Source organism: Flavobacterium rivuli WB 3.3-2 = DSM 21788, assembly GCF_000378485.1.
GTDB classification, from domain to species: Bacteria; Bacteroidota; Bacteroidia; order Flavobacteriales; family Flavobacteriaceae; genus Flavobacterium; species Flavobacterium rivuli.
Window position 1 is genome coordinate 223,778 of record NZ_KB899967.1, and the last position, 26,781, is coordinate 250,558.

Consider the following 26,781-nt stretch of genomic DNA (forward strand, 5'->3'; position numbering starts at 1 on the left):
CTGCTATGGATGGCAGGTAGGGTCTAAATAAGGCTTAACACCACTGTTAGAACATGGTGCCTGGTAAGGCGGGGTACTTGGGTCATCATCATTTATATTATTAAACGTATAATATTCAACAGGATTTGATGTCCCGGGTATCCTTAATTCGGTTTTAGTAGTGTAACCGTCGCCATCATCATCCGGGTCAAGATAGTTTGGTATACCATCGCCATCGGTATCATTGTATAAAATATCTGTTGCGTTGCCTATTTCGTCTTTGTTAAGAATAGTATCGCCATCAAGGTCGGTATCCTGCACGGCATACAGCCTAAAGCTAAATACAAGCGGCTGGTATGCGCCTATTACACTGCCCGATCCTGTATTATAATATCCAAAATCTGACGGAAGGAACATTACACCCGCACCATAATCAAGGTATTGGTTAGGTTCAGATGGCGGAACACCCGGGTCTGGTACACCGGCTCCAAAAAGCGGTATAATTTCCTGCCAACCTTCTATAGTATTGGCTAATGATGATGATACCTGTGGAAATGGAGAATACTCAAACTGCACATCGCTAAGCAATGTACCGTTGTAAGCTACAAGTACATCGTCGCCCCTTGTGGGCTTATTGCCCGCACCTTCGCGAAAGCTTAGGTAGTATAATGTATACTGTACACTATTTAGTGTTACAATTTTGTTACGTAACGGATATTCGGTCTGGTCCCATACAGATACCTGCGGGCCACTGTTTGCAACAATAGAGTCGAACGTAGCCTCAAGATTTTCGTTTACCACAAGGTAGTGGCTTTTAAGGTAATCTTCTATCTGTACCTTTTCTGTAGCATATTGTACGGCATAATCGCGGGGTGGTGCAATATCTACACTGTCATCCTTTTTACACGATGCAAAAAAAGTTATAAATACAACAAGGCCAAGAGCCTTTAAAAATTGGTTCATTTTAATTTTTTTTAATGGGGTGCAAGATACAATTTTCCTTTATTTTTGTAGTTGTTATAACAGCTATTTTTAGTTATTAGTATGAGGATAGATAAATATTTATGGTGTGTGCGTTATTATAAAACCCGCAGTATTGCCACACAAGCCATACAAAAAGGCCATGTTACGGTAAACGGACAGGCAGCAAAAGCATCTAGAGAGGTGTACCCTACCGATAAAATTACCGTGCGACGCGACCAGATTAAATACCTGATCACAGTGCTGGATATTCCTGCAAACCGTGTAGGCCCTAAACTGGTAGACATATACCGCAAGGATGAAACGCCGCCGGAATCTTTTGAGCATTTAGAATTACTGCGCCTAAGCAAAGAGCATTACCGTGCACAGGGTACCGGAAGGCCCACCAAGAAAGACCGTCGCGACCTGGACGAATACGGGCTGGACATTGACGACGACGATGCCGACGAGTAACCCTTTGACCTACTAATTTACCAACAAACAACAACAATGAAAAATATTATACTTACCAAACAGGCTATAGAATATAAAACAAGGCGTATTGCCTACCAGATATATGAAACTTTTGCCGATGAAACCGAGGTGGTTTTAGCAGGAATAGCCAGCAATGGCTACCTGTTTACTAAAATGATCGCTGCCGAACTGGAAAAAATAAGCGACCTTACTATTACCTTATGCGAGGTTACCATAAATAAAGAGCAGCCCCTGCAGCCGGTAACCACATCGCTGGCACCGCAGGACTACACTAATAAGGCACTCGTACTGGTAGACGATGTGCTTAACAGTGGCACTACGCTTATATATGGCGTAAAGCATTTTCTTGATGTTCCGCTTAAAAAGTTTAAAACTGCCGTACTGGTAGACCGTAACCACAAGCAATACCCCGTTAAGGCCGATTTTAAGGGCCTCTCCCTGTCTACATCTATGCTGGAGCATATAGAGGTAGTTTTAGATGGCAATGAGCCTTATGCGAGCTTAAACTAAAAAAGGCTTACTATTTCGTTTACTACAAGAGCCGGCGTTTTAGCATCGGTAGTTACATTATGTTTTGCATGATGGTAATACCAGCTGCGGTCGAACAAATGCTTGGCTACAAACTCATGCATTTCTTCGTCGTTTAAGCCGGCCACAAGCGGGCGCGTTTTTCCCTGCCCCTTTATACGGGTTATAATCTCGTCTATGCCCGTTTTTAGGTATATAGATACTACATCGTCCCGTTGCAGCAATAAATGGTTGTTAGCATAGCAGGGTGTGCCACCACCCAGGGCAATAACAAAATCTTCTTTTACATCTATTAATCCCCTAAGGGTATCATGTTCCAGTTTGCGAAATTTAATCTCTCCTTCGGTTTCAAATATCTGCGATACGGTTTTTCCGGTTTCTTTTTCGATAACTTCGTCGAGATCGAGGTAGGGAATTTCCATTGCGGCAGATAATAATCGGGCAGTTGTGGTTTTTCCGGAGGCCATGTAGCCACAAAGTATTACTTTTCTCATATAATAAGCCCCTATAAATTAAGGCGTTGAATAAATTATTAAAAAAAAACTCAAATTTATGACAAAAAGGCTTTGAAAAATAATAAAAACATGCGTATATTTGCACCCGCATTGAGGGAATGATTTTAATGACTCGATAGCTCAGCCGGTAGAGCACATCACTTTTAATGATGGGGTCCTGGGTTCGAATCCCAGTCGGGTCACAAATTTTTTTAAATCATTCCCTTAATGCTACGACTCGATAGCTCAGCCGGTAGAGCACATCACTTTTAATGATGGGGTCCTGGGTTCGAATCCCAGTCGGGTCACAAAAAGTTAAGCCGCATTATTGCATCGCTTAACTTTTTTTTTGCGGTATACTTATGTTTATTTACTGTGAGGCCACGTGGAGAAACTGGTAGACTTGCCATCTTGAGGGGGTGGTGCTGAAAGGCGTATGGGTTCGAATCCCATCGTGGTCACGAAATAATAAATGAGAGATAAAATAAACAAAGCTTGCTTTAGGATATTTTATCTCTCATTTTTGTTTTAGAGCAAATTATACGATATTGGTAAGTAAAAATCAAAACACATCAACATGAGTAATAAAGCAATATTAGAAAAAGCAAATGCTGCTGTAACCGCAGGCGACAATGAGGGATTTTTGTCTTTTTGTACCGATGATACTAAGTGGACGTTTATAGGCGACCAGACCCTGCAGGGTAAAGAAGCCGTTAGGCAATATATGGCAAAGACATATATAGAGCCGCCAAAGTTTATGGTACAAAATTTAATTGAGGAGGGAGATTTTGTTACCGCCATTGGGAAAATAAGCATGAAAGATGAAGGCGGTAAAACAATCAAATATTCCTACTGTGATGTGTGGCAATTTCGCGATGGCATAATGCATGAATTAAAGGCTTTTGTAATTGAAGATTGAGTAACGACAACGCACACAAAATATATATCTTTACGACAATGAACCTCCCACCTTACCCTGATTTTCCAACCATAGCCAGTGACACAATCACATTGAGGCAAATTGAACCTACGGATATTGGTGATATTATAGAAATTTCATTTTATGATGCCTTGCAGGCAACTACATTATATCTGGCAGCAGAAATGCAGGCTAAAATTAATAAGGATTACTTAAACGGCGAATCCATACACTGGGGTATTGCAGATAACGCAACTGATAAAATTATAGGTACCTGTGGGTATTACAGGGGGTTTGAAAATGCATCCGGCGAGCTTGGCTGTGTATTGCTACCACAGTATTATGGTAAGGGCTACATGACACAGGCAATGGCCCTGGCTATACGTTTTGGGTTTGAAACCATGAACCTTGAACGCATTTGGGCAGAGACCACTATAGATAATGCAGGTGCTATAAAACTTTTAGAACGGCTTAACTTTATTAAGACTGAAATTGCTATTGATAGTGTTACCTACGGGTTAAAGAAGCCGTAATATTAACCGGACTATACATGTAAAAACGAAACCCACTTTAAATTTTGATTTAAAGCGGGTTTAACTTCTTTTAAAGAAACGTATTTATTTATTTTAGGGCATAGTTAAGGTAACCACCATCGGCTACTATCTCTGTTCCTGTAATAAAACTTGCCGCATCAGATGCTAAAAACAATACGGTTGTTGCAATTTCATCTGGGTGGCCTATTCTTTGCAATGCTGTAGCGGCAGCTAAACCGGCTTTTGCTTCGGCAGGCAAGGCACCTTCTAAGCCCGGTGTCTGAATTGGGCCAGGGCTAAGTATGTTTACACGGATTTTTCTTTCTGCTAATTCATTTGCCGCAATTTGGGCAATCTTATTTAATGCCCCCTTAGTTGCAGAGTACACGCTGGTGCCTAAATTTGATGCTGTTGCAACCGTAGAAGATGTGAATACTACCGATGCACCGTTTACTAAATAAGGAGCTAACTTTTGCAGGGTAAAGAAATGCCCTTTTACGTTAGTATTAAACTGCGCATCAAAATCTGCTTCAGTTACCTGATCTATGGTTGTAAATACTGCAATCCCGGCATTAAGGAAAAGCACATCTAATTGGTCGCCGCTTTCGGCAATTGCTTTCTCCAGAATTGCAATACCGTCTAAATTTGAAGTATCAGACACTACCGTCTTTAATTTTGGGCTATTAATCTCGTTAGACGCCTTTTGTAAGTTTTCAGCATTTCTGCCGGTAATCCAAACTTTTGCCCCTGCGTTAATAAATGCTTTTGCAGTTGCTAATCCTATTCCGGTGGTTCCGCCGGTTATAACCACGTTTTTATCTGTAAAATTCATTGTAATTTTATTTTATAATTATACTACAAAGCTATAACAGTAAAATATATTTTAGTTACTTTGTAACAAAAAGTAACAGTAACATTTGGGTAACAAAGTAACTTATGGAGGAATATATATGTAACAACATCGACCCTAAAAAAGAGGTAAGGGCAGTTCATGATGCAATGGATGTACTAAACGGCAAATGGAAAATCTCTATCATCTCGTCTATTTGTTATTATAACAAAAGACGGTTCTCGGATATTTTGAATGATGTAAACGGAATATCAAACAAAATGCTGAGCAAAGAATTAAAGGAACTCGAAATTAATAAGCTCATTAAACGGACAGTTTTAGAGACCCAACCCATAAGTGTACAGTATCAGTTAACAGAATATGGCCTTACCTTAAAGACTATAATTAACGACCTTGCCGCATGGGGAATACAACACCGGAAAGTGATTATTGCCGATATGCAAAATAAAAGGGCAATCCCTGATTTGGCCTGATATATTTTAACGTATCAGTAACACATTTGGCACAGGTTGTGCGGTGTTTAATGCACTGCAAATATAAAATGAACACTATACCACAAGATAGTAAATGAAGAAACAGGAATATGCCATTGTAGATATAGAGACCACAGGCGGCAACGCCAGTGGCAGCCGCATTACAGAGATTGCCATTATTATTCATGATGGCACAAATGTTACAGACCGTTGGGAAACGCTTGTTAACCCGCAAAAGGAAATTCCGCTGCCCATTTTTGCGCTTACGGGCATTAGTAACGATATGGTGCGCCACGCCCCTGTATTTGATGATATTGCCGCAAAAGTACTGCAAATGCTTACCAACCGTATTTTTGTCGCACACAATGTAAACTTTGATTACTCGTTCGTGCGGCACCAGCTGGAAGAATCCGGTTTTAAATGGACGGCAAGAAAACTGTGTACTGTTCGCGCATCAAGAAAGATAAAGCCGGGGCTTGGCTCTTATAGCCTGGGCAACCTTTGCCAATCGTTACATATAATTTTAGAGAACCGGCACCGTGCAGGAGGCGATGCCGATGCTACAGCTATATTATTTTCGAAATTACTGGAGTGGGACACAGAGGGTGAGATTACAAAAATGGTTAAGAAGACTGCACAGGACCAACGCCTGCCCCCTAACCTCCCGCCCGCCCACTTTGAGCAGCTGCCCGAAAAACCGGGTGTCTACTATTTTTATAACCAGGCACAAAAGGTTGTTTATGTGGGCAAGGCGGTTAACATAAAAAAACGTATAGCTTCGCACTTTAGCGGACATAAAATTACACCGCAAAGGCAGCATTTTTTAAGGGATATATATGCTATTTCATTTGAAGTATGCGCTACCGAGTTAATGGCACTATTGCTGGAATGCACCGAGATTAAAAAACTTTGGCCGGAATACAACAGAGCTTTAAAACGCTTCGAGCCTAAATTTGGCCTTTATGAGTATGAAGCACGGAGTGGCTACAGGTATCTGGTAATTGGCAGGGTAACAAAATTTCAGGCCTGCATTGAGGTTTTTAACAGCCTTAATGATGGTGCAAATGTATTGCGGCGCCTTGCTGCACAGTTTGAAATTGACCATAGATTTTGCAAGTATTGCACAGACAATGAAAGTGAAAGCATTAAAAACAGCGACCTCGCTAATTTACCCGATGTTGAGCAACATAATAGTAAGATAGAAAATGCCATTGAATTTCTTTTAAAGAACAGGCCAAGCTTTGCCATTGTAGATAAAGGCCGGGATAAAGACGAGCGTAGTTGTATATGGGTTGAGGATGGCCACTTTTATGGCATGGGCTACATGACATCTGATATTGGGTTTAAGGAGCCGGCAGAAATGAAGAACCATGTTATAACCTACAGGAGCAACCATTACATTATGCAACTGGTATCTAACTATGCAATAAAATATCCGGGCAAGGTTATAGTCTTAAAGCAGAATGTAGCCGGTTTATAAACAAAAAAGTCCCGGACTCTATAGCACGGAACTTGTTTAAAGCTTTTTATAAAATGTTTATCTCCTGTTTTAGAGAGCCTTTTTAATTTTTTTAGGCTTTACCGGAAAGTCTTTTTCCTCTTCACGTTCTTCAGAAATTTTGTTTACGGTACAGGTTATGGCAAAAAGTGCAACAATTACCCCAATGCTGGCAATAACGAAGGTTTGAACTATAGGATCCATGATTATAATAGTTTTATACTCAAATGTATGAAATAATCAGACACGCAACTACAACGTTTTAGTTAATTTTATAAGGCAGGAACAATAAATTGTAAATCCCGTTAATGCCCTTTTATCCTAACTAAATATCTAAATAAAACCGCTGTAATGTTATTCATTACAGCGGCACTACATATATAATTGTGGTAAAAAACTTATTCTGTAAATCCGGCTTCAAGGGTATTCTCTGCCGCATCAAAATTTATGGCACTGTAAGCGGCATCACTTAGCAGCATATCAGCCTCTTTTTCTTCTGCAAGGGTTTGTGTAAGTAGTTTTGCAGCATCATTTTCGCCAAGAGTTTTAGCAAAGGCAATTAGCGTACCGTAAGTAGCTATTTCATAATGCTCAATTTTTTGCGATGCAGCAATTATACCCGCATCGCGCACAGGGCCCGGTGCAGTTTCTTCGAGTATGCTGTCGCCTTCTTTAAGCAGTCCTGCCATAGCCTCGCATTTCTTGCCTTCCGCCCTCTCACCTATGAGTTCAAAAATTGTTTCCAGCCTTACTACCTGGTTTTTAGTTACCGCAAGGTGTTCTTTAATGGCCGATGCCAGGTGTGCAGATGTAGCATTCTGTATCATTTTAGGCAGGGCGCTTACAAGGGCATTCTCTGCCCAGTAAATGTCTTTAAGGCAGTCTATAAAAAAATCTTTAAGCTCTGTAGCAGCATCTGCCGCAGGCGCCACAACTAAATCTGTAGCTTTACTTTTTGTTTCGGGGCCTCTTAACGGCTTTTCGTTATTTTTCATGGTATGGTTTTTTGTGTATATTATAATGTTTTTTCGCGCGACCAAATACGGTGATTAGCCATTGCAGTAATAAAGTTGGCAGCAAATGTGCTGTTATCGCCATCACGGCCTACTATAATACCTTCGTCTTCATTATCAATTTTAGAGGCAAACCCTGTTCCGGATAGCAGCTCTATACCGCCTGCCTGTGCTCCTATTACCTTACAATGCTTGTAGGCATCGTTAAGAAAATCGGTCACATCGCCATCTTCAGAAAGTTCATTAAGGTCGAGCCCTCCGGGAATATACACCGCATCAAACAAAACTGATGATGATGTAAGGAAACTAAAATCAACGGCAAGCTCGCCACCCTGGTCACCTTTTACCACACCCAGATAAGGTGCTATAACACATCCTTTGGCACTTTGCTTAAGCAGTGCTTCTTTAATATCCAGTACCGCCTGTTCATCTACACCATCGGCACAAATAATAGCTACTTTTCGCGATTCTATAGAAGGCTGTACCGTAGGGTTGTTTATCATGCTTAATGCCTGCGAAGACTCTACAGATGACGGAACCGACTTAGGCTCCTGACTTAAATCGGCATCGGGCGATACGCCGTGGTTCATAGGCTGCTCCGGCGTTGCAGGAATAGTAAGCCTTAGCCCCTTTGCTACTTTAGCAGCAAGATCTGTATCTACCTGAGAGAGTATGCCCAGCATACGTACCCTTATCGCTGTGGTATCTACTTTACCCAGTTCAAAACGCAATGCTCTCACTATATGGTCTTTTTCTGTTTGTGACTGGCTGTTATAGAATAATTTTGCCTGCCCAAAATGATCCGAAAAACTCTCGCTCCTGCCCCTTACTTTATGAGCTTCCACGCGTTCGTTAAAGCTGGCAAAACCACCTTCGGCAATTTTTGCCTGATACGGGCAGCCTCCGCCTAATGAATTTGGCGAGTAGCTAACCCTGCCCACATTAATTTCCTGGCGCATGTGGCCGTCACGCTGGTTATTGTGCGTAGGAGAAATACTCCTGTTAATAGGAATTTCATGAAAATTAGGGCTACCCAGGCGTGATAGCTGCGTATCTGTATACGAGAAAAGCCTGCCCTGTAAAAGCGGGTCGTTTGTAAAATCTATACCCGGTACTACGTGCCCGGGGTGAAAGGCAATTTGCTCGGTCTCGGCAAAAAAGTTATCGGGGTTGCGGTTCAGTACCATTTTACCTATAATGGTTACCGGCACCAGTTCTTCGGGGATTATCTTGGTAGGGTCCAGCAGGTCAAACTCAAATTTATGCTCGTCGGCTTCAGGTATTATCTGCACGCCAAGTTCCCATTCCGGGAAATTACCCATTTCTATAGCTTCCCATAGGTCGCGCCTGTGAAAATCAGGGTCTTTGCCCGAAATTTTTTGTGCTTCGTCCCACACTACAGCATGGGTGCCTAATTTAGGTTTCCAGTGTATCTTAACAAAGTGCGACTCATTTTGTTCGTTGATAAAGCGGAAGGTATGCACACCAAAACCTTCCATCATGCGGTAACTTCTTGGTAACGAACGGTCAGACATTAACCACATGATCATGTGCGTAGATTCCGGCATTAGCGAAATAAAATCCCAAAAAGTATCGTGTGCCGATGCTGCCTGCGGAATTTCGTTGTGCGGTTCTGGTTTTACAGCGTGTACAAGATCCGGGAACTTAGTGGCATCCTGTATAAAAAATACCGGTATGTTGTTGCCCACAAAATCGTAGATGCCCTCCTGTGTGTAAAACTTAACCGAGAAACCACGTACATCACGGGCAAGGTCGGTCGATCCGCGCGAGCCAGCTACAGTAGAAAAACGTGTAAATACCGGCGTTCTTAAACCTGCTTCCTGTAAAAAACCAGCTTTGGTAAATTGTGGTATAGGGTTAGTTACTTCAAAATAGCCATGCGCACCAGAGCCTCTTGCATGTACAATTCTTTCAGGAATACGCTCATGGTCAAAATGGGTTATTTTTTCCCGTAGTATAAAATCTTCAAGCAGCGATGGGCCACGTTCTCCCGCTTTAAGAGAGTTGTTATCGTCATTAATTTTAATACCCTGATTTGTGGTCAGGAACTTGTTTGTTGCATCAGATTTATTGATGAGCAAATCTTTTTGTTTAGCATCCTGATGGTTAAAATCCGGTGTGGAGTCCTGTTTCATAAGTTATAATTTTTTTGAAGGTGTGTGTATCCTTATTTTTGTAAATGTCCCTTATAAAGGTAGTTGCATGTAAATCATCTCTGATTACGATATTTTACAATAAAGTATGAATCTAAAATCAGGTAGCCTTTATAAATAAAAAACCTGCCGAAGCAGGTTACATTTCTTAAGTAAGTATTGTTTACTTATTAGCCGGTGGCGTCCTGTTAACAGTGTCCCCTACCGTTGCCGACCCCGGGCCTGTTTCGTGTATGGTAGAATCTTTTGCGGCATTGTCGTTATTAGTTGGCGTTTCGTTGCTGTAATTTTCATTAGGCCCATAAGAGTCGGCTTTCTCTGCTTTGTCTTTACAACCTACAAACAATCCGGTTAAGGCTATAACCATAAAAACGGCAAGGTTATTTACAAACTTTTTCATAAGGTATTTTATTAAATTGATTGACAGATACTTTTTTTATAAAGTTACCTTATCCTCTCAATAACATGTTCTTAGCAACTTGTAAGCTTATGTTAAACTTTGACGCTGAATTAGTTATATTTTTAACAGGAATATTACTCTAAACCGGAATGTTTGTATTTACTATAATAAATAGCCATTTCTATACCGTGTTCATCTAACAGCGGGTTAGATGCAAAGCGGTTTACCTTATAACTATCCGGCTGGGCCAATAGTAAATTTTGTGTAAGAGCTAAACACAAAGCATCGAGTATATCATCTTTAGCAACCTCCAGCCTTTTATAATCTATGAGTGCCTTTGTATAAAGACTTTCAGATTGTTCATTATACCTCATCAGTATTGCCAGCCTTTCGGTTGCACCATCGGCGGTCTTTTTACTATACAGAAGCGGAGAGCCGCCATTTAAAAACTGAAACGCTATTTCGGGATGCGACTCTTTAAACCTCAGCCTTATATTATGATCGTTTATTAATACATCATCAAGTTCTTTTATTTTAGGTAGTATAAACCACGTTTGTTTAGATATTCCGCAGTCCATTATCTGCCTGTTAATCCCGTTAGCTTCGGCATAATTAGCGGCCGTTAATGCCTCCCTGCAGGGAATAGAAAAGACACTCGATTTTCTGTTGGCGGGCAAAACAGCCCTCGCCGTTTTTTCGCAATTCCTTACGTTATTTTTCTCACTTACCAGTCCTATCGGAATGTCTATTAAAAATGAATACGCATCGCCATAATGTTTAATAACATCATTTATATTTTTAAATATAAGGACTTTGCCATCATTATAACAGGCAGTAACCCAACCGTACCTGCACCCATCTATACCTACAGCTTTCATACACATGTTTAAAATTTAAATGTATTACATAAATACTGTAAAACAAATTTCACTTTTTGCCAAATGGCAAATTATTAGTACGCTGCATTCGCTAACTTTACCTTATGGAAACACTTATTAATTACCTGTTGCAGTTTGGGCATTTAAATACCCAGCAAATAGAACTTATAAAAAGCAAGGGGGTAGCACACGAATTAAAAAAAGACACGTACTACAGTGAGGCCGGAACGATACCCCGCGAAATAATTTTTATTACCGAAGGGATTTTCAGGATAAGTTATTACAATAATAAAGGCGATGATGTTACTAAGTATTTTATAGACGAGAATAACCTTGTGGTAGATATTATGAGCTACAACGAGGGCATACCTTCATCGGCTTACATACAAAGTGTAACCGATAGTAAATACATAGCTTTCTCTAAAGAAGCGTTGCAGGAACTCTCTATGACCATAATTGCGTGGGATGCCATAATGAATAAAATTATAGCAAAGGCTTTAGCCGAAAAGGTAAACAAGATAAGCCCTATGCTGAGCGAAGATGCAACCGAACGCTATCTTAGCTTTTTTACAAAATTTCCGGGTATGGCAAACCGCATTCCGCTCTCCTATTTAGCATCTTACCTGGGCATAACGCAATCTTCTTTAAGCCGGATAAGGAAAAATATTAACGGCTAAGCCGCTTTTTGCCAAATGGCAAATGATAGCACTTTTTATGTCACCAACTTTGCCTTACAATTAAAAAAGAAAAAAAAATGAAAACAGTATTGATTACAGGAGCCAATAAAAGTATTGGTTTTGAAACCGCAAGGCAGTTAGCTAAACAAGGATACTTTATTTACCTGGGCAGCCGCGATATTAATAATGGCACACAAGCAGCCGATACTCTTAAAGCGGAAGGATTAAGCAATGTTGAAGCTATTGCCATAGATGTATGCGATAAAGCATCTATAGAAGCTGCCAGGAAAACTATAGAGGCAAAATCAGGCTTGCTGGATGTGCTGGTTAATAACGCAGGAATACTGGGCATACAGCCGCAAAACGCATCTGACATGAATACAGATGAGATACGTAAAGTGTTTGACACTAACTTTTTTGGAACAATAGATGTAACGCAGGCCTTTATAAGCCTGCTTGAAAAAGCAGAAGTCCCGGTAATTGTTAATGTAACATCGGGCCTGGGCTCACTTACCCTGCACAGCGACCCAAACTGGAAATATTATCCATATAAAACTGCTGCTTACGGTACATCTAAAACGGCACAAAATGCTTATACCGTTGTGCTTGCTGCCGAACTTAAAGACAAAGGTTTTAAAGTAAACGCGATAGATCCCGGCTATACCGCCACTGATTTTAACAACCACAGTGGCCCTAACAGCGTAGAGTATGCTGCGGCATTTGTTGCCAGATATGCTGTTCTTGATGCCAATGGCCCTACCGGTAACTATTTTAGCCCCGATATTGAAACCGAAAATAACGAGAGCCCCTGGTAATTGTTACTAAGCTATGATGCAAAAAGCTCCGGATCATAAAATCCGGAGCTTTTCTATGAACTCGTCTTGATTTTTATGATTGAAGCGAAAAATAGAGATTTTTGTTTCAGATTTTAGCTTTTTTGCATTGCATAGCAGCGCTACGGAATAATAAAACAGGTAAAATATGAAGCGAAAAGATCATTTTGCAGCCAATTGAAAAAAGTCAAGATGAGTTCTATTTTTAAACGTGATAAAAAATCACTCAATTGCCTTAAACTTTTTCATTTCTTCAAGAGGCTCTATAGTACTGTATTCTTTCCATATTTTAGGGTCGTAACTTTCTAATTGCAAGTAGCTAAATTCGCGTTCTTTAGCGCTCTCTAATTCGCCCATAGATATTTCAGAATATGCCATGCTATAGTATTCCTGCCTGGTTTGCATATTTGTTTCTATCTTAAGGTCAAACGCCACTACATCTTTTTCTTCTTTGGTAATCTCAATAAACTTTAGCGGCCTGTTTAAATACATATATTCTCCTGATGTAACAGATGCATATTGCAGATAATAACCACCACCGGAGTTTCTTTCTTTAAATATTAATGTTCCCCTGCTCACATTTTCTGATTGTTTTACACCCAGCAGGAATTTTAGGTTTACTCCTCCCAGTGTTTTTCCTTCGGCTAACTGATAATCGGCCTTAACTACAGCATAATCATTATCAGATACATATAAGGTACCCGTGTACTTAGCCTTACTTTTTTTAGGGCTAAACTTTAAAATATAAACATACTGGTCGCCTAACGGTATAGCCCCTTCATAAACATAACTATACAACTCCGGGTGCGTAACGAAATCATTTTTATAAGGATTTAAAAAACTCCTTTCAAATAAAAACATACTTATATCTGATTTTGCTGTAGTAAGTTCTGTAGCTTTTTGTTTGCCTTTTTTCCTGGCCCCTACACCTATAGGTATAGTATCCTGCGAACCAAAGAGGCCACTTTTAATCCTGTAATACTTAGTGGTATCAAGGTGTTTAAATAATATGCCCGTAGCCATTTGCTCCATTTCGTTTATAGATACTGCACGGTTTTTATCCTTAAGCTTTATCCCTTTTACAATATCATACTTACCATAAAAAACGGGTTTGCCGTCTACTGTTTTTACGCCATTGTAATAATTACAAATTAACTCTTTAAACTCTACCGGCGGGCGGGCTATTAGGCCTGATGTAAGTTCCTTAAACTGCTTGTTTGTTGATTTTAAATCCTCCTTACTAAACCCCGACGATTTATTTATTTCTACATTAAGCTTAATGGGCATAAAACTGTTAGATTCCCTGTAAAAAAAAGTGTTTTTAGACGGGTCTGCCTTGTAATTATAATTGCGCGCTAAATTTCTTTTTACGGCAGCAATTATACTGTCGCCATTGGGTGCTATGTTTGTTATATTTACCGTTTCCAGTTCAAAAACACCGGGGTTAAGTTTAACAGTAAACTCAGAGGCTTTTAATTCGGCTACGGTTATACGTGCAGTATGGTAACCCAAAAAGGATATTGTAAGCACTGTATTATCGGCATTGTTTTTTTCGGGTATGGCAAAGCCGCCCTCTGCATTGCTAACAATATTTTCGCCGTTAACTTCTATATTGGCATACGGCAGCCCTTCATTACTTTGGGCATCAATAACTTTTGCAGTAATACTTTGGGCAATTACAGCCTGCATACCCAGCAGGATAAAGAGGTACATAAATAAATTTCTTAACATGGTGTGGTTGGTTTGGCTTATTGATATTGGTTGTCATGTAAGTGCATTTGCAAATAAGGAAAATTAACACAAATACACAATACTTATTATAACTAACGTTAAGCAATGCTAAATATTTCAGCGCATTTTAACCAAACACCTTTTTTAATATTAAGTATCTTTGCGCACCTAAAACATCGGGCAAATGAAACTGTGGTTCCCCTACAAGCAAATGAAAAACATGGAAGTGCTGCTAAGCGTAAAAAATGCTCAGGGAGCAGTACTGCACATGGAAAACGGCACGGCGTTAATAGACGGTATATCGTCATGGTGGGCCGTAATACATGGTTACAATCATCCGGATATTAACGCTGCACTGATAAGCCAGATAAACCAGGTAAGCCATGTTATGCTGGGCGGGCTGTCGCACCAGCCTGCGGCGCAACTTGCCGATACATTAGTACGCATCACTCCGCAAGGTTTAAACCATGTATTTTTTTCAGACAGCGGCTCTATAGGTGTAGAGGTCGCCCTAAAAATGGCACTGCAATATTTTAAGAATGAAGGCTACACTGGCAAAACAATAATTGTTTCACTTAAAAATGGCTATCATGGCGATACTTTTAAAGCTATGGAGGTTAGCGATGACTCTGATTTTACAAATGCCTTTGATGATGTATTGCACCGTGGGTACTTTGTAAACATCCCTACAGGTGGCTATAATGCAACCGATACCGAAATTGAAACTGCCGTTGTAGAGGTTGAGGCACTTTTTAAACAAGATGCTGCCACTATTGCCTGCTTTATTTTAGAACCTGTAATACAATGTGCAGGCGGCATGAACATCTATTCGCCATTATACTTACAACACGTGCGCAGGCTATGCGATGAATATAATATACTTTTAATTTTTGATGAGGTTGCCACCGGTTTTGGCCGCACCGGTAAATTATTCGCTGCAGAGCATGCCGGTATAAGCCCCGATATTATGATAATGGGTAAGGCTATGACTGCAGGCTACATAGGCCATGCCGCAACTCTGGCAAGCACAAAAGTATTTAACAGCTTTTTAGGCGATACGTATGAGAAAGCGCTCATGCACGGCCCTACTTTTATGGGCAACCCGCTGGCATGTACTGTAGCTTTGCAAAGTATAAAAATTATTGAAGAGCAAAATTACCTTGCTAAAATAGCCAATATTGAGCACGTTATAAGCGAGCAGTTTAAAACTATACAGTCTGATTTTATACAGGAAAAAAGGGTACTGGGTGCCATTGGCGTTATCGAAATGAAAGATGCACAATCACTTGCCGGCTTTAATAAATTCTGCCAGGAAGAGGGCGTTTGGCTAAGACCTATTGGCAACATATTGTACCTTATGCCGCCATACATTATTAGCGATAAACAACTGCTTACTTTACTTAAAGTGATAAAAGATTGGATAGATAAATTAGCATAGAAATACAGCGGGAGCAAATTATATTTTACACAATGCGTTAAATTGTAAAAAATAAATCATCCTTACCGTATATTTGGATACTTATATTTTATTTTTTTAACCAATTTTATGATGCTCAAAAACATAGCCATATTTATATTCCTTATAAGTTTGTATAGCTGTACAAACACTGAAAATTTTGATATAAGCCCAATAGATCCTGTAATTAATAAACAGTTCCTTACAGGACAGGGGTTGGACACACGCCTTTTTAGCACAAAGGATATCTTTCAGTACTATGAAATTGACAACTATAAAGGTTTTGAGAACAAAGAGCTTTTACAAAAATTAAATGCTTTTATACAGGAAACTTATCCAACAGCAACTACCAAATTTCCTGAAACACTCACTATTTTTTTTTACCGGAAAAATTCTTTTTCAAATTATGGGGATGGTATATATGAAGCTGCACGCGATAATGAGTTTGGCAGGATAGATAAGGAAGATGATAATTTAGTTGCGCTATCCCGCATTTCGCATGCAACCGGTAGCCTTAAATTATTAAAGCATACTTTTATTTACAACCATGGTAAGACAGTACTGGACTTGACCGACACATTAGCCTTTAAATAAATGCTCCTGTATACTATAGCTAAATTACAGAATTAATAAAACAACAAAAGCTGCACGGGGCAGCTTTTGTCTTTTATACTATCAGGTACTCCTTTGCAGGTAAGTTTTATTCTACAATTATCTTTACAGTATGCACTTTTTCAGAATGTATTTTAAGGATGTATGTACCTGTAGGAAGGCTTTGGTTTATTAGTGAAAAGTTATAATCGTTTACGTTTTTAGAGGTGTAAAACAGGTTACCCGTCATATCAAACATATCTATCTGGTCTATACGGTATTTAGATTTTATGTAAGTACGCTCGCCCTCTTTTGCAGGGTTAGGATATACCATTAACTGGTCCTGCCCTTTAAATTCGTCCATACCTGCTGTAGGATCCATCATTGTAAAATTTATCCTGTTAGACACCTCATTATAAGAGTCATCGGTAAATATTACAATAAAATACTCTCCCGGCTGTGTAGGCATGTTATTATCAGGGATAGTCTTAGTGCCTTCCGGCTGACCATCAAAATAAGTATAGCTTACAAGCGGGTCTACGTTAGGCTCATCGCCCGCGTGGTAAATACCCAGCCAGTCTTTTATTATACCGGGAGCATCTGTCCAGGTAGCAATAATATTCTCGTTAAGGTTATAAATAGTCCTGTTTATACCCAGTTGCGTTATCTGGTTACCTACCTGGAAAAACAGTTTTTCTCCCGCAGTATTATAGCCATCCTGTAATAGGTATTGTGCATAATAATAACCGTTTGCAAGGCCGCTGTAAGTAAAACTGCCGTTTGCGGTTGTAACATAATCCCATTGTGTAGACCCTATATTTCCAGGTGTTTGCCCCACCTTGTAAATACCTATCCAGTCGAGTGGTAAAGTAGGAGCATCTGTAAAGTTTATTACTACATCACTGCCCGTTTCATACGCCTGTTGGGTTGTAGTAAGGGTTACATTAGGGCCTACATAAAAATATACCCTGGCGGCAATTTCTGTATAGCCATCATTTTCTAAAAGAGCTGCATAATAACGTCCGCTGTTTGCAATACCAGCGGTAAAGGTATGTGTGCCGCTTACCTGGCCATTTGTATACGCCCATAATAATGACGGTGTAGCACTGCCCGGTGTTTCGCCTTCCCTGTATAAAGCAACCCAGTCACGGTTATTGCCCGGAGTATCAGAAAATGTAACAGTTATTGGTGCATTCTGGCGGTACGAAAGTGTATCAAGCTGTATAAGCGTGTTAGCAAAACGGCTGTTTATTACGTTAAACGATTTTGTTTCGCTCCACTCGCTCCAGCTAAGGTTTTTATCGCGGTGGCGCACTTTTACAAAATACTGCCCGTTAGGAATTTCATTTTCTGCAATGGTAAGTTTTGTAATATTAACTCCCGCATTAACATCTACCGAAAGGTCCGGACGTTCTCCGGCACCATACAGGTCTTCAAAATCACGGTATACATCCTTCTCTATAATGTCAAAGTTTTCTGTTTTACCAACCATAAACTGCGTAGAGTTTAGCTCCTCGCTGCTTGTAGTAGTATAATCCGAGCTTTCTATAGTAAGGGGCAGGTTTACATCGCCGCCATCAAAAGCATTGGTTACGGCAGGTTGTGCCGGTACTGCAACACCTGTGTGTTTATGAAACGCATCCATAAGCTCACTGTCTTTCCACTCATAAATACTGCCTATAGAGTATGCTTCAACATCAAATGTACCGTTAGTAACATCTACATCTATTATCTGATAGATCCAGTTAGAGATGGTTTTTTGCACATCGTCAAAATTTTGCTCTGCAGCCATGCCCCAGTACTGATCCCATGCTACACCACCCGAAATAATTTGGTAGGTAGGTGTGTTTTTAAGCTGCCCCCTGTGGTACAGGTGGTGGTGTGCCCCAATGTGCAAAATATGCTTAGGCGATGTTGTTAATATAGGCATGGCCGAGTTGCGCACCCACGGAGAGATATCGCCTACATATTGTTCTGCCTGGTATGGCCTGTGCCCTAAAGATACTATCCAGGTTACGGTGCTGTCGTTATTCGCAGCCTCTACTATCTGCGCAACCCATGTAAGCTGCTGTACGCTGGTATGCTCTGTATCCATAGCAATAAACAATACGTTACCTACCTGGTTGGCATAATAATTCTCTGTACCCGATGATATTCCCTGGTACGACATCCCGTCAAGGATATAGTGGTCGTAATATGCCTGCATGGCAAGGGTACCGTATGTTTCGTGGTTACCCACAAGGGTTTGTATTGGTAAAAGGCCGGAAAGCTCCCTGTTCTTTTTAAAATGCACATTTTCATAATGATCCAGCGTACCTACGTCTACCTGGTCGCCCATCATTACAGTAAGCGCAATATTATCGGAGGGGTCAAGGCCGGCACCCCAGCGTTGTGCTATTTTACGTTTTGCCGATGCTACAAGCGTATCAAAACGTGGCTCGTTCCTCATTTGGTTATCACCAAGGACAAGAAAACGTAAATGCCCATCGGCCGTAGCAGCCTGTCCCGGTGCAGGAATGGTTTTAAAGCTGTGAACTTCAGACTGTGCTGCGCCAGTACGTATCCTATAATAGTACTTAGTATTTGCCATAAGGCCGGTAATCTGTACCGTATGGTAGTAGTAATTTGCAGGATAACCGGTATCTGTCATTATCTGGTTTGTACCATTAACCGTTGTGTTTAATGTAGTGGGTGAATCGCCATACTCTACAATAGATTCTACGTTACTTTCAGTCTTCCAGTTTACATAAATGGAATTTGTTGTGGGTGCCTGCAGGTACGGGTACAGCGTTTGGGCATTAACCCAAAAACCGCACAGTACTAAAAGCAAAAGGTAAAGTTTTTTCATAGTGTGTTGTTTTCTGATTTAGAATCAGCACAAAACTACCTTTACTAAGCACAATTACCCGTTAAGCCTGTTTTAACTAAAAATTGCCCAAACATTATTTAACATGTAATAAAATACTTATTTTTTTACCCTGTGGTTAATTTATTTTTAAGTTGTGGTATTGATCTAAAGATATTTATTATACCATTTACCGGTTACAATATACCTATATGTAGTCACTATTTAATAAAGTTTAAACACCAGGGACACCAGGTTTTTCACAAAGGACACAAGGCTATATGAATAAATGAGTATGTATATTCCGCCACAGGCGGGAGGTCACGAAGCGGTGCGTATAGCCTTGTGTTCTTCAATCCTGGTTTACCGGATTGTCATCTTTGTGCAGATGTTAGGCCTGAATTTGTGTCCCTTGTGAAAAACCTTGTGAACTTCGTGGTAAAAAATAAATTAAAGTCTGCAAATAAAAAAGCTCCGGAGAAGCGGCACGTTGAATTTACATACCGCTTCTCCGAAGCTCTAAAGTTCTGTCTTTTATAATTTCTATATACATGGCGCTCCTTCGGAGCTTACAAAAGCAATTTTTAAGGCTTATAAGCCCTATTAATTAAATGCATTCCTAAACTCTAACGGAGATAAATTGGTCTTGCTCTTAAACAGCTTGCTAAACGACTGCGAATGCTCGAAGCCTAAAGCAAAAGCAATCTCGCTAACCGATAAATCCGAGGTTGAGAGTTTCTCTTTAGCTTTTTCTATCAGTTTATCATGTATGTGCTGCTGGGTGCTTTGCCCGGTTTGCAGTTTTAGCATTACACTTAAATAGTTAGGCGATATATTTAATGCATCGGCAATATATTGTACCGTGGGCAGGCCATGTTTTTCAAGGTCATTACCGTTAAAATACCCATTCAGTATATCTTCGAGGCGGTTAAGTATTTTATGGTTGGCAATCTTTCGGGTTATAAACTGGCGGTTATAAAACCTGTCACTATAGGCAAGCAACAACTCTATCTGGGCAACAATTACATCCTGGCTAAAGTTGTCTATGTTAGAATGGTATTCCTGCGCAATATTTTGCATAATACCGGTTAGCATGGTTTCTTCCTTGTCAGATAGGTGCAGTGCCTCATGTACCGAATAGCTAAAATACTCATAATGCTTTATCTTTTTGGCTAACGATGTATTCCACAAAAAGTCAGGATGAATGAGCAGCATCCACCCTGATACTTTATAATTTTCGGCGTTATGCACAGAGAATACCTGACCCGGGGCAATAAAGAACATTATACCCTCATCAAAATCATATTCTAACTGGCCGTAGCCATATTTCATTTTAGCATTAAAATTCCGCTTTAGCGCAATAGAGTAATAATCTAAAACTATAGACTGCGGGTCGTCTTCGGTACGCTTAACATCATCAAAATTCACTACGCTTATAAGTGGGTGCTCCGGTTTAGGGAGCCCCCTGAGCTGATGAAACTGGCTTATAGATTTAATCCTGAAAGGTTGCGTTGCTGCCATACCACAAGTTACTAATTTTTAGCAAAACAGCAACTAAGCTGTAAAATAATAATCGTTATCAATATCCTCAATAAGCCCAATATGAGTGGGCTGCCAGTTAAGCTGCTCCTGCGTTTGCACAGCCAACGACGGATTATTAAACGCTGCAAAATGCGCAAACCATTCAAAATGTGCCGCAGCATCTCCTGCCGATTTGCTTACTACAGGCACATTAAGGTGCCTGCCTATAACCTCTGCTATTTCTTTAAAAGCAATACCTTGTTCGGCAACGCCATGATAGCGGGTTAAACCGGATTCATTTTTTTCTAACGCAAGCCTGAATAGTTTGGCTGCATCAAACCTGTGTACCGCAGGCCAAAGATTTGTGCCATCTTCAATATAGACCGAAATACCTTTCTGCCGGGCAAAATTTATTAATATGGGCACAAAACCGTGGTCTCCCTCACCATGAACCGATGGCGGCAGGCGCACTACCGTAACACGTATTCCTTTTGCTGCAAGAGCATCGGCAGCCTGTTCTGTCTGGCGCGGGTTAGGGCTGTCCGCCGGGCGTGCATCATTTTCTAATGCAAGCTTTCCTGATGGAAGCAATGCCGTGCCAGATGTTACTATAAATGGCTTATCGGTTCCTGCAAGCACCTCGCCCATAGCCTCTATGGCACGCCTGTCTACCTCACACATTGCTGCAAACTGTGTAAAGTCGTGTATAAAACCGGTGTGTATAACGCCATCTGCCTGGGCTACTCCCGCTTTCAGGCTGTCTAAATCCTGCAGGTCGCCATGATGCACCTGTGCCCCTGCTGCTGCTAACAGCTCTGCCGATTGTTGCGAGCGCGCAAGACCAAGCACCTCGTGCCCTGCATTAATCAACTCCTGCACCACCGCCGATCCTATAAAGCCTGTAGCTCCTGTTACAAATACTTTCATAATTTACTGTTTTATTATTTAAAATACAAAGGTGCATACTATAAATACCCTGCCTGTAGTGTAATCTATTAAAATTGTAGCCATTTCTTTAGTATACAATTACACCTTAAAAATTAACTATTGTTTTATTGCACATTTAGATAAGAATCATAATTTTGCGTTAAATAAATGTTAATTTTATTTTAAAAGTAAATTTTATATTTGAGCAATTTATGACGTTAAGTTCTCCTGTAGGCATTTTAAAAAAGATAGTAGCAAAAGAATCTTATATAAAACTCAATGCTCTATTAGTTAATAAAGCATTTTGCACTAAAGAAAAGCTACTTTTCCCTTACCATAAATTTTCTAACAGTGCTATATTATTAACAGATAAAGACCCGTGGAGAAACCATAAAACTCAGGAAAATTTTAGCCGTACTGATATTACCCTTGATTTTAAACGGTTTGACACCAGTACAAATTTTAAAGGATATGATGTGGTAGTGCCTATAACCATTGATGATTTAATGGTATGCTCGTCTAACCGCGAATCTATAAAACAGGATATTATTCCTATCCCATCTATAGAGGCTATAAATATCTGCCACAATAAAAACCTGCTAAATGCTACCCTGCAATCGGCTGGCTTAGGGCATTTTACCCCTGGGAACAATATACAGTTTCCGTATATTCTAAAGGGCAAAACAGGCGAGTATAGCAAGGAAGCATTCATTATAAATAATGCCGAAGATGAAACTCTCTATGCAGAACTACTTAACGACCCCAACTTTTTTAAACAGGAACTTATAGCAGGCACTACTGAGTATGCTACGCATATTGTATTTAAAAATGGAAAAATAGCTGCATCTGTAACGGTATGCTATAAATACTCTCAACCTGTGTACCTGCAGGGAAAAACAAAACAAATATGCAGCTATATAGTGAAATCAAAACACCTGGATGCATTTACCCAAATACTAAACACCATAGGGTATGAAGGCTTGTGCTGTTTAGATTATAAAATACATAATGGTGTGCCAAAAATATTTGAAATTAACCCGAGGTTTGGCGGCAGTTTATCGTTATATTTTTTTAGCTTGCTAAGGCATCTTAATTAATAAAGCTCTTTTTACACTATGTAAAGCAAATGTAAAAGCACATTAAATTATGAAAACTTTAGTAAGAAACCCTCTAACCTAAGCGGTTATTAATTCTATTTGCCTTATTTTTGAGTTGAATTTTAAATAAGGTATAATGAATGGATATGATAAATCTGTATTTCTTGCAGACGATGACTTAGATGATTGCCTGCTATTTGAAGAAGCCCTGATGGAACTGTCTTCAACAGTAAAGCTTACCACTGCAAACGATGGTATAGAGCTAATGCACATTCTTGACAAGAAAGTTCCTCCTGTGCCAAATGTAATTTTTTTAGACCTCAATATGCCTAAAAAAAATGGCTTTGAGTGCCTTACAGAAATTCGTGCTGCCAGGAAATTTAAGCATATACCTGTGGTTATATTATCTACCTCGTCTGAAAGTGATTATATAAACAAAGTGTACGACCAGGGCGCCGATTATTATTTATGCAAGCCTAACAATTTCGCGAAACTTAAAAAAGCCATATCTATGGTTTTAGATATAAATTGGAAAAACCACACCGCACAGCCATCGCGCGAGCAGTTTCTTATTGTGGTGTAATTTTTTTTGTTACCAATGAACAGTACAAATAATTTTAAAGATGGCCAAACGGCGGCAGTGACCGAAAAGAAGTTTCAGAACGCCGTAATGCAGGCTCCCGTAGGTATGGTTATACTTAAGGGTAAAGATATGGTGGTAGAGATGGCTAACAACACCTACCTCTCTCTTATAGACATTGATGCTAACGATTTTATAGGTAAATCTATATACCAATCACTGCCCGATGTTAAACAAAGGGTATCGCACCTGTTTGACCATGTTTTAAGCACCGGCAAGCCATACCACGGTTATGAATTTGAATTTACCATAAACCGCTACGGAAAAAAAGAACAAACCTATTTTAATTTTGTTTACCAGCCCCTGCGCGAAGAAGACAATACCATAAGCGGTATAATTGTAATTGCAACTGAGGTTACAGACCAGGTGCGCACCCGTAAAGCTTTTGAGCAAAAAGAAACACAGTTTCGCAAACTGGTAAGCCAGAGCCCTATCGCCATGGCAATATTGCGCGGGCACGATCATGTTATAGAAATTGCCAATAATGCCATGCTCGCAATATGGCGTAAAGACCTTGCCGAAGTAGAGACCAAAACACTTATAAGCGTTTTCCCGGAGCAGGAAGGCCAGCCATTCATTGGCCAGTTGCTAAATGTTTTAAACAACGGCATTACCCATACAGAGAGTGAAGCCCTTGCCATTGTAAACTCGCACGATGGCAGCCGCGAATATTATCTTGATTACGAATACTCTCCATTAATAGAGATAGACAATACCGTTAGCGGAGTAATGGTTACCGTAACCGATGTTACAGAGAAAGTTCTTGCCCGAAAAAAGGCAGAGCTTGCCGATAAACGCTACAGCGACCTGCTGGAAATGCTTCCGGTTGCCGTATTTACAATAGACACAGAGGGCTATCTTGACCTGTATAACCAGGCAGCTTTAAAATTATGGGACAGGGTTCCTGTAAAAAATAAAGATAAATGGTGCGGCTCGCACGGGCTGTATACACTCGATAAAGTTTTAGTACCTCATGAAGTTTGCCCTATGGCAACGGCATTAAAAGAAAACAGGGCTATACTTACAGAAGCTTACGTAGAGCGGCCGGATGGTACATTAAGGCATGTTATAGCCCACCCCCAGCCCATTCATGATGCTAATGGTAATGTTACAGGTGCCATGAATGTGCTTATAGACATTACCGAAAGGAAAGAAGCAGAAGTTGCCCTTACTGCAAGCGAGGAAAAGTTTAGGGTACTGGCTAACTTTATGCCCCAGTTTATATGGACTGCCGATGCCAATGGTGTGCTGAACTATTTTAGTCAGTCGCTTTTTGATTTTACTGGCTTAACCGAAGAGCATGTATTTACAAACGGATGGCTGGAAATTGTACATCCTGATGACCGTAACAAAAATATGGAGCTCTGGATGGAGTCTGTCACTACGGGTAAAGAATTTCAGTTTGAACACCGCTTTAAAAGGGCCGATGGCAACTACCTATGGCAACTTACCCGCGCTATACCACAAAGAGATAATGATGGTAACATACAAATGTGGGTGGGCACCAGTACCGATATTAACGACCGTATACTATTTTTAGATAAACTACAGGAAAAGGTTGATGAAAGGACACAGACCCTTAAACTTGCTAACGAAAACCTGGAACGCCTTAACGGGGAGTTAACTCAGTTTGCTTATGTTGCCAGCCACGATTTGCAGGAGCCTCTTCGCAAAATACAAACCTTTATAAGCCGTATTGAAGATACCGAATGGGACAACCTTACGGCAAGGGGCAAGGATTATTTTAGCAGGATACAAAAATCATCCGGCAGGACACAACAGCTTATTCTTGACCTGCTTGCTTACACACGGGCAAATAAAACAGAGGAGCATGCTGTACTAACTAACCTTAATGAGTTGCTGCATAAGGTTAAAGATGACATATCTGACAGCCTTGCAAAAAGTAATGCTGTTATTACCAGAACAAATTTGCCGGTAATGAAAGTAATAAACTTTCAGATAGAGCAATTATTTACCAATATTATACTTAATGCAATTAAATTTACAAAGCCCGGGGAGACCCCTGTAATAGCCATAAATTCCGGTATAATAAGTGGTGAATTGCTCGATATTAAGGATGCCGATACCAATAAGGATTATCATCATATCACTATACAAGACAATGGTATAGGTTTTGAACCCGACCAAAGCGAGCGTATATTCCTTGTGTTTCAACGCCTGCACTCTAAAGAAAGTTATGAGGGTACGGGCATTGGGCTTTCTATATGTAAGCGAATTGCAGAGAACCATAATGGCTTTATTACTGCAAGTTCCCGGCCTGGCGAGGGTGCATTATTTAATATATACTTACCTATTGAGGAAAACCTGTAAACAAACCGACTCCATATATATGAGCCTGCAAAGTAGTATTATGCAGGCTCTTTTTTTCTATAGATTTAATCCGGTAATGGCATTGCAATAATCCCACACAATTTTTTCGTTTAATGGCGAATGATATTTTGCACTTACTACTGCAACTTTTCTATCTACATAATAGCTTCCCTTAGCCGGTAAACCATTGGTTGTAGCCAGATAAACAAGCGTTTCTGCACCCTTCTCTGCCGTCCTGAAAAACGGCCTTGCCAGCTTACTTATAAAATTAAGCATACTGCCCAGATTGCTGTCTACCCCAAAATTTGTTTTTACAGCACCGGGATGCATAACATTTACCATAACGTTGTCTATGCCCTGCCTATCCAGCTTAGCCTGTAAATGCATGGTAACCCAAATTAAAAACAATTTTGCGTTGCCATAAGCAATAAGCGGATTGTAGTTTTTATCTAATTGCATATCGGTAAAATCAGGTTTGGCATTCAATCTGTGCGATGAAGATGATACGTTTATAACACGCCCATCATCACTTTCTTTTAACAAATCCAGCAACAACCCTGTTAAGAGATAAGGAGCGAATAAGTTTACAGCCATAGTCTTTTCCAATCCTTCAGTGGTTATTTCACGACTTTTACCCATTATACCACCTGCATTATTTATAAGTACATCAAGCCTTTTGTATTTTTGTTTAAAATCGTAAACCATGCCATGCACATTACTAAGCAGAAATATATCGGCAACAAGTATGTCTATGTCAGTGTTTCCTGTAATGGTTATAATTTCGTCCCTCACTTTTAAGGTTTTCTCTTTATCGCGTCCGTGGATTATAACCGTGAAGTTTTGTTTTGCAAGTGCTATTGCAACTGCTTTGCCTATGCCGCCGGTAGCACCAGTTATTAATACGACCCTGTTTTTCATCTGTTTTAATTTTTGTACAA

The 26,781-nt window shown here is 40.1% G+C and carries 26 protein-coding genes and 3 tRNA genes; 16 read left to right on the forward strand and 13 right to left on the reverse strand.

The annotated features are described in order from the left end of the window. Positions 1-3 precede the first annotated feature (3 nt). Positions 4-942 carry an FKBP-type peptidyl-prolyl cis-trans isomerase gene (locus F565_RS21185; RefSeq protein WP_020211998.1) on the reverse strand — a complete coding sequence of 313 codons (939 nt, stop codon included), beginning with the start codon at positions 940-942 and terminating at the stop codon, positions 4-6. An 81-nt stretch (positions 943-1,023) separates the two neighbouring features. Between F565_RS21185 and F565_RS0104455 the strand changes: the two genes are divergently transcribed. Both F565_RS0104455 and F565_RS0104460 read left to right on the forward strand, forming a co-directional pair. Further along, positions 1,024-1,413 (forward strand): RNA-binding S4 domain-containing protein, encoded by a 390-nt coding sequence (locus F565_RS0104455; protein WP_020211999.1) that lies wholly within the window; start codon positions 1,024-1,026, stop codon positions 1,411-1,413. 36 nt (positions 1,414-1,449) lie between these two features. Beyond that, positions 1,450-1,944, forward strand: a complete 495-nt coding sequence (locus tag F565_RS0104460; RefSeq protein WP_020212000.1) for a phosphoribosyltransferase family protein — start codon at positions 1,450-1,452, stop codon at positions 1,942-1,944. Here F565_RS0104460 and F565_RS0104465 read toward each other — a convergent pair. Continuing rightward, positions 1,941-2,456, reverse strand: coding sequence for a shikimate kinase (locus tag F565_RS0104465; protein ID WP_026299881.1), 516 nt, complete (start codon positions 2,454-2,456; stop codon positions 1,941-1,943). The two genes, F565_RS0104460 and F565_RS0104465, sit on opposite strands and share 4 nt — an antisense overlap. Before the next feature lie 130 nt (positions 2,457-2,586). Here F565_RS0104465 and F565_RS0104470 point away from each other — a divergent pair. From F565_RS0104470 to F565_RS0104490, 5 genes are all read left to right on the forward strand, one after another. Then, positions 2,587-2,659: transfer RNA gene (locus F565_RS0104470), tRNA-Lys, on the forward strand. A 32-nt stretch (positions 2,660-2,691) separates the two neighbouring features. After that, positions 2,692-2,764 (forward strand) — tRNA-Lys (locus F565_RS0104475). Positions 2,765-2,835: 71 nt separating this feature from the next. Next, positions 2,836-2,917: transfer RNA gene (locus F565_RS0104480), tRNA-Leu, on the forward strand. A 116-nt stretch (positions 2,918-3,033) separates the two neighbouring features. Beyond that, complete coding sequence (locus F565_RS0104485) at positions 3,034-3,375, forward strand: nuclear transport factor 2 family protein (RefSeq protein WP_020212002.1); 342 nt, start codon at positions 3,034-3,036, stop codon at positions 3,373-3,375. 38 nt (positions 3,376-3,413) lie between these two features. Next, on the forward strand, positions 3,414-3,908 hold the full coding sequence (locus tag F565_RS0104490; protein WP_020212003.1) for a GNAT family N-acetyltransferase: 495 nt from the start codon (positions 3,414-3,416) through the stop codon (positions 3,906-3,908). Between the two features lie 88 nt (positions 3,909-3,996). Here the strand turns inward: F565_RS0104490 and F565_RS0104495 are convergent, their stop codons facing one another. Beyond that, the gene (locus F565_RS0104495) at positions 3,997-4,740 is read right to left on the reverse strand and encodes an SDR family oxidoreductase (RefSeq protein WP_020212004.1); all 744 of its coding nucleotides are present in this window, start codon (positions 4,738-4,740) and stop codon (positions 3,997-3,999) included. 104 nt (positions 4,741-4,844) lie between these two features. On the opposite strand from F565_RS0104495, the gene F565_RS0104500 reads away from it, so the two are divergent. Further along, positions 4,845-5,231: a winged helix-turn-helix transcriptional regulator gene (locus F565_RS0104500; RefSeq protein ID WP_020212005.1), complete on the forward strand. Its 387-nt coding sequence runs from the start codon at positions 4,845-4,847 to the stop codon at positions 5,229-5,231. A 94-nt stretch (positions 5,232-5,325) separates the two neighbouring features. Next, positions 5,326-6,711: an exonuclease domain-containing protein gene (locus tag F565_RS0104505; RefSeq protein WP_020212006.1), complete on the forward strand. Its 1,386-nt coding sequence runs from the start codon at positions 5,326-5,328 to the stop codon at positions 6,709-6,711. 69 nt (positions 6,712-6,780) lie between these two features. Here F565_RS0104505 and F565_RS22805 read toward each other — a convergent pair whose 3' ends face one another. The 5 genes from F565_RS22805 to F565_RS21190 all read right to left on the reverse strand — a co-directional run bounded on the left by F565_RS22805 (position 6,781) and on the right by F565_RS21190 (position 11,194). After that, positions 6,781-6,933, reverse strand: coding sequence for a hypothetical protein (locus F565_RS22805; RefSeq protein ID WP_020212007.1), 153 nt, complete (start codon positions 6,931-6,933; stop codon positions 6,781-6,783). A gap of 194 nt (positions 6,934-7,127) precedes the next feature. Next, entirely contained in the window at positions 7,128-7,724 is a 597-nt protein-coding gene (locus F565_RS0104515) for a YciE/YciF ferroxidase family protein (RefSeq protein ID WP_020212008.1), read from the reverse strand. Between the two features lie 20 nt (positions 7,725-7,744). Then, entirely contained in the window at positions 7,745-9,898 is a 2,154-nt protein-coding gene (locus F565_RS0104520; RefSeq protein ID WP_020212009.1) for a catalase, read from the reverse strand. Positions 9,899-10,079: 181 nt separating this feature from the next. Next, positions 10,080-10,316: a hypothetical protein gene (locus F565_RS0104525; protein ID WP_020212010.1), complete on the reverse strand. Its 237-nt coding sequence runs from the start codon at positions 10,314-10,316 to the stop codon at positions 10,080-10,082. Between the two features lie 134 nt (positions 10,317-10,450). After that, positions 10,451-11,194: a DUF429 domain-containing protein gene (locus F565_RS21190; protein WP_020212011.1), complete on the reverse strand. Its 744-nt coding sequence runs from the start codon at positions 11,192-11,194 to the stop codon at positions 10,451-10,453. A gap of 104 nt (positions 11,195-11,298) precedes the next feature. Between F565_RS21190 and F565_RS0104535 the strand changes: the two genes are divergently transcribed. Together F565_RS0104535 and F565_RS0104540 are read left to right on the forward strand one after the other, a co-directional pair. Then, the gene (locus tag F565_RS0104535) at positions 11,299-11,871 is read left to right on the forward strand and encodes a Crp/Fnr family transcriptional regulator (protein ID WP_020212012.1); all 573 of its coding nucleotides are present in this window, start codon (positions 11,299-11,301) and stop codon (positions 11,869-11,871) included. A 77-nt stretch (positions 11,872-11,948) separates the two neighbouring features. Then, positions 11,949-12,686 carry an SDR family oxidoreductase gene (locus tag F565_RS0104540; RefSeq protein WP_020212013.1) on the forward strand — a complete coding sequence of 246 codons (738 nt, stop codon included), beginning with the start codon at positions 11,949-11,951 and terminating at the stop codon, positions 12,684-12,686. A gap of 240 nt (positions 12,687-12,926) precedes the next feature. Here F565_RS0104540 and F565_RS0104545 read toward each other — a convergent pair whose 3' ends face one another. Then, the gene (locus F565_RS0104545; protein WP_026299883.1) at positions 12,927-14,435 is read right to left on the reverse strand and encodes a carboxypeptidase-like regulatory domain-containing protein; all 1,509 of its coding nucleotides are present in this window, start codon (positions 14,433-14,435) and stop codon (positions 12,927-12,929) included. 184 nt (positions 14,436-14,619) lie between these two features. Between F565_RS0104545 and bioA the strand changes: the two genes are divergently transcribed. Together bioA and F565_RS0104555 are read left to right on the forward strand one after the other, a co-directional pair. After that, positions 14,620-15,873 (forward strand): adenosylmethionine--8-amino-7-oxononanoate transaminase, encoded by a 1,254-nt coding sequence (gene bioA / locus F565_RS0104550; RefSeq protein ID WP_020212015.1) that lies wholly within the window; start codon positions 14,620-14,622, stop codon positions 15,871-15,873. 108 nt (positions 15,874-15,981) lie between these two features. After that, positions 15,982-16,485 (forward strand): hypothetical protein, encoded by a 504-nt coding sequence (locus F565_RS0104555; protein WP_020212016.1) that lies wholly within the window; start codon positions 15,982-15,984, stop codon positions 16,483-16,485. A gap of 106 nt (positions 16,486-16,591) precedes the next feature. On the opposite strand, the gene F565_RS0104560 is transcribed toward F565_RS0104555, so the two are convergent. The 3 genes from F565_RS0104560 to F565_RS0104570 all read right to left on the reverse strand — a co-directional run bounded on the left by F565_RS0104560 (position 16,592) and on the right by F565_RS0104570 (position 21,775). Next, positions 16,592-19,330 (reverse strand): fibronectin type III domain-containing protein, encoded by a 2,739-nt coding sequence (locus tag F565_RS0104560; RefSeq protein WP_020212017.1) that lies wholly within the window; start codon positions 19,328-19,330, stop codon positions 16,592-16,594. Between the two features lie 600 nt (positions 19,331-19,930). Then, the gene (locus F565_RS0104565) at positions 19,931-20,848 is read right to left on the reverse strand and encodes a helix-turn-helix domain-containing protein (RefSeq protein WP_020212018.1); all 918 of its coding nucleotides are present in this window, start codon (positions 20,846-20,848) and stop codon (positions 19,931-19,933) included. Between the two features lie 33 nt (positions 20,849-20,881). Continuing rightward, positions 20,882-21,775 carry an SDR family oxidoreductase gene (locus F565_RS0104570; protein WP_020212019.1) on the reverse strand — a complete coding sequence of 298 codons (894 nt, stop codon included), beginning with the start codon at positions 21,773-21,775 and terminating at the stop codon, positions 20,882-20,884. A 212-nt stretch (positions 21,776-21,987) separates the two neighbouring features. On the opposite strand from F565_RS0104570, the gene F565_RS0104575 reads away from it, so the two are divergent. From F565_RS0104575 to F565_RS21195, 3 genes are all read left to right on the forward strand, one after another. Then, positions 21,988-22,872 (forward strand): ATP-grasp domain-containing protein, encoded by an 885-nt coding sequence (locus tag F565_RS0104575; protein ID WP_020212020.1) that lies wholly within the window; start codon positions 21,988-21,990, stop codon positions 22,870-22,872. 136 nt (positions 22,873-23,008) lie between these two features. Further along, on the forward strand, positions 23,009-23,455 hold the full coding sequence (locus F565_RS0104580) for a response regulator (RefSeq protein WP_020212021.1): 447 nt from the start codon (positions 23,009-23,011) through the stop codon (positions 23,453-23,455). Between the two features lie 15 nt (positions 23,456-23,470). After that, positions 23,471-25,843 (forward strand): PAS domain S-box protein, encoded by a 2,373-nt coding sequence (locus F565_RS21195; RefSeq protein ID WP_020212022.1) that lies wholly within the window; start codon positions 23,471-23,473, stop codon positions 25,841-25,843. 57 nt (positions 25,844-25,900) lie between these two features. On the opposite strand, the gene F565_RS0104590 is transcribed toward F565_RS21195, so the two are convergent. Further along, positions 25,901-26,761, reverse strand: a complete 861-nt coding sequence (locus F565_RS0104590) for an SDR family NAD(P)-dependent oxidoreductase (RefSeq protein WP_020212023.1) — start codon at positions 26,759-26,761, stop codon at positions 25,901-25,903. Positions 26,762-26,781 lie beyond the last annotated feature (20 nt).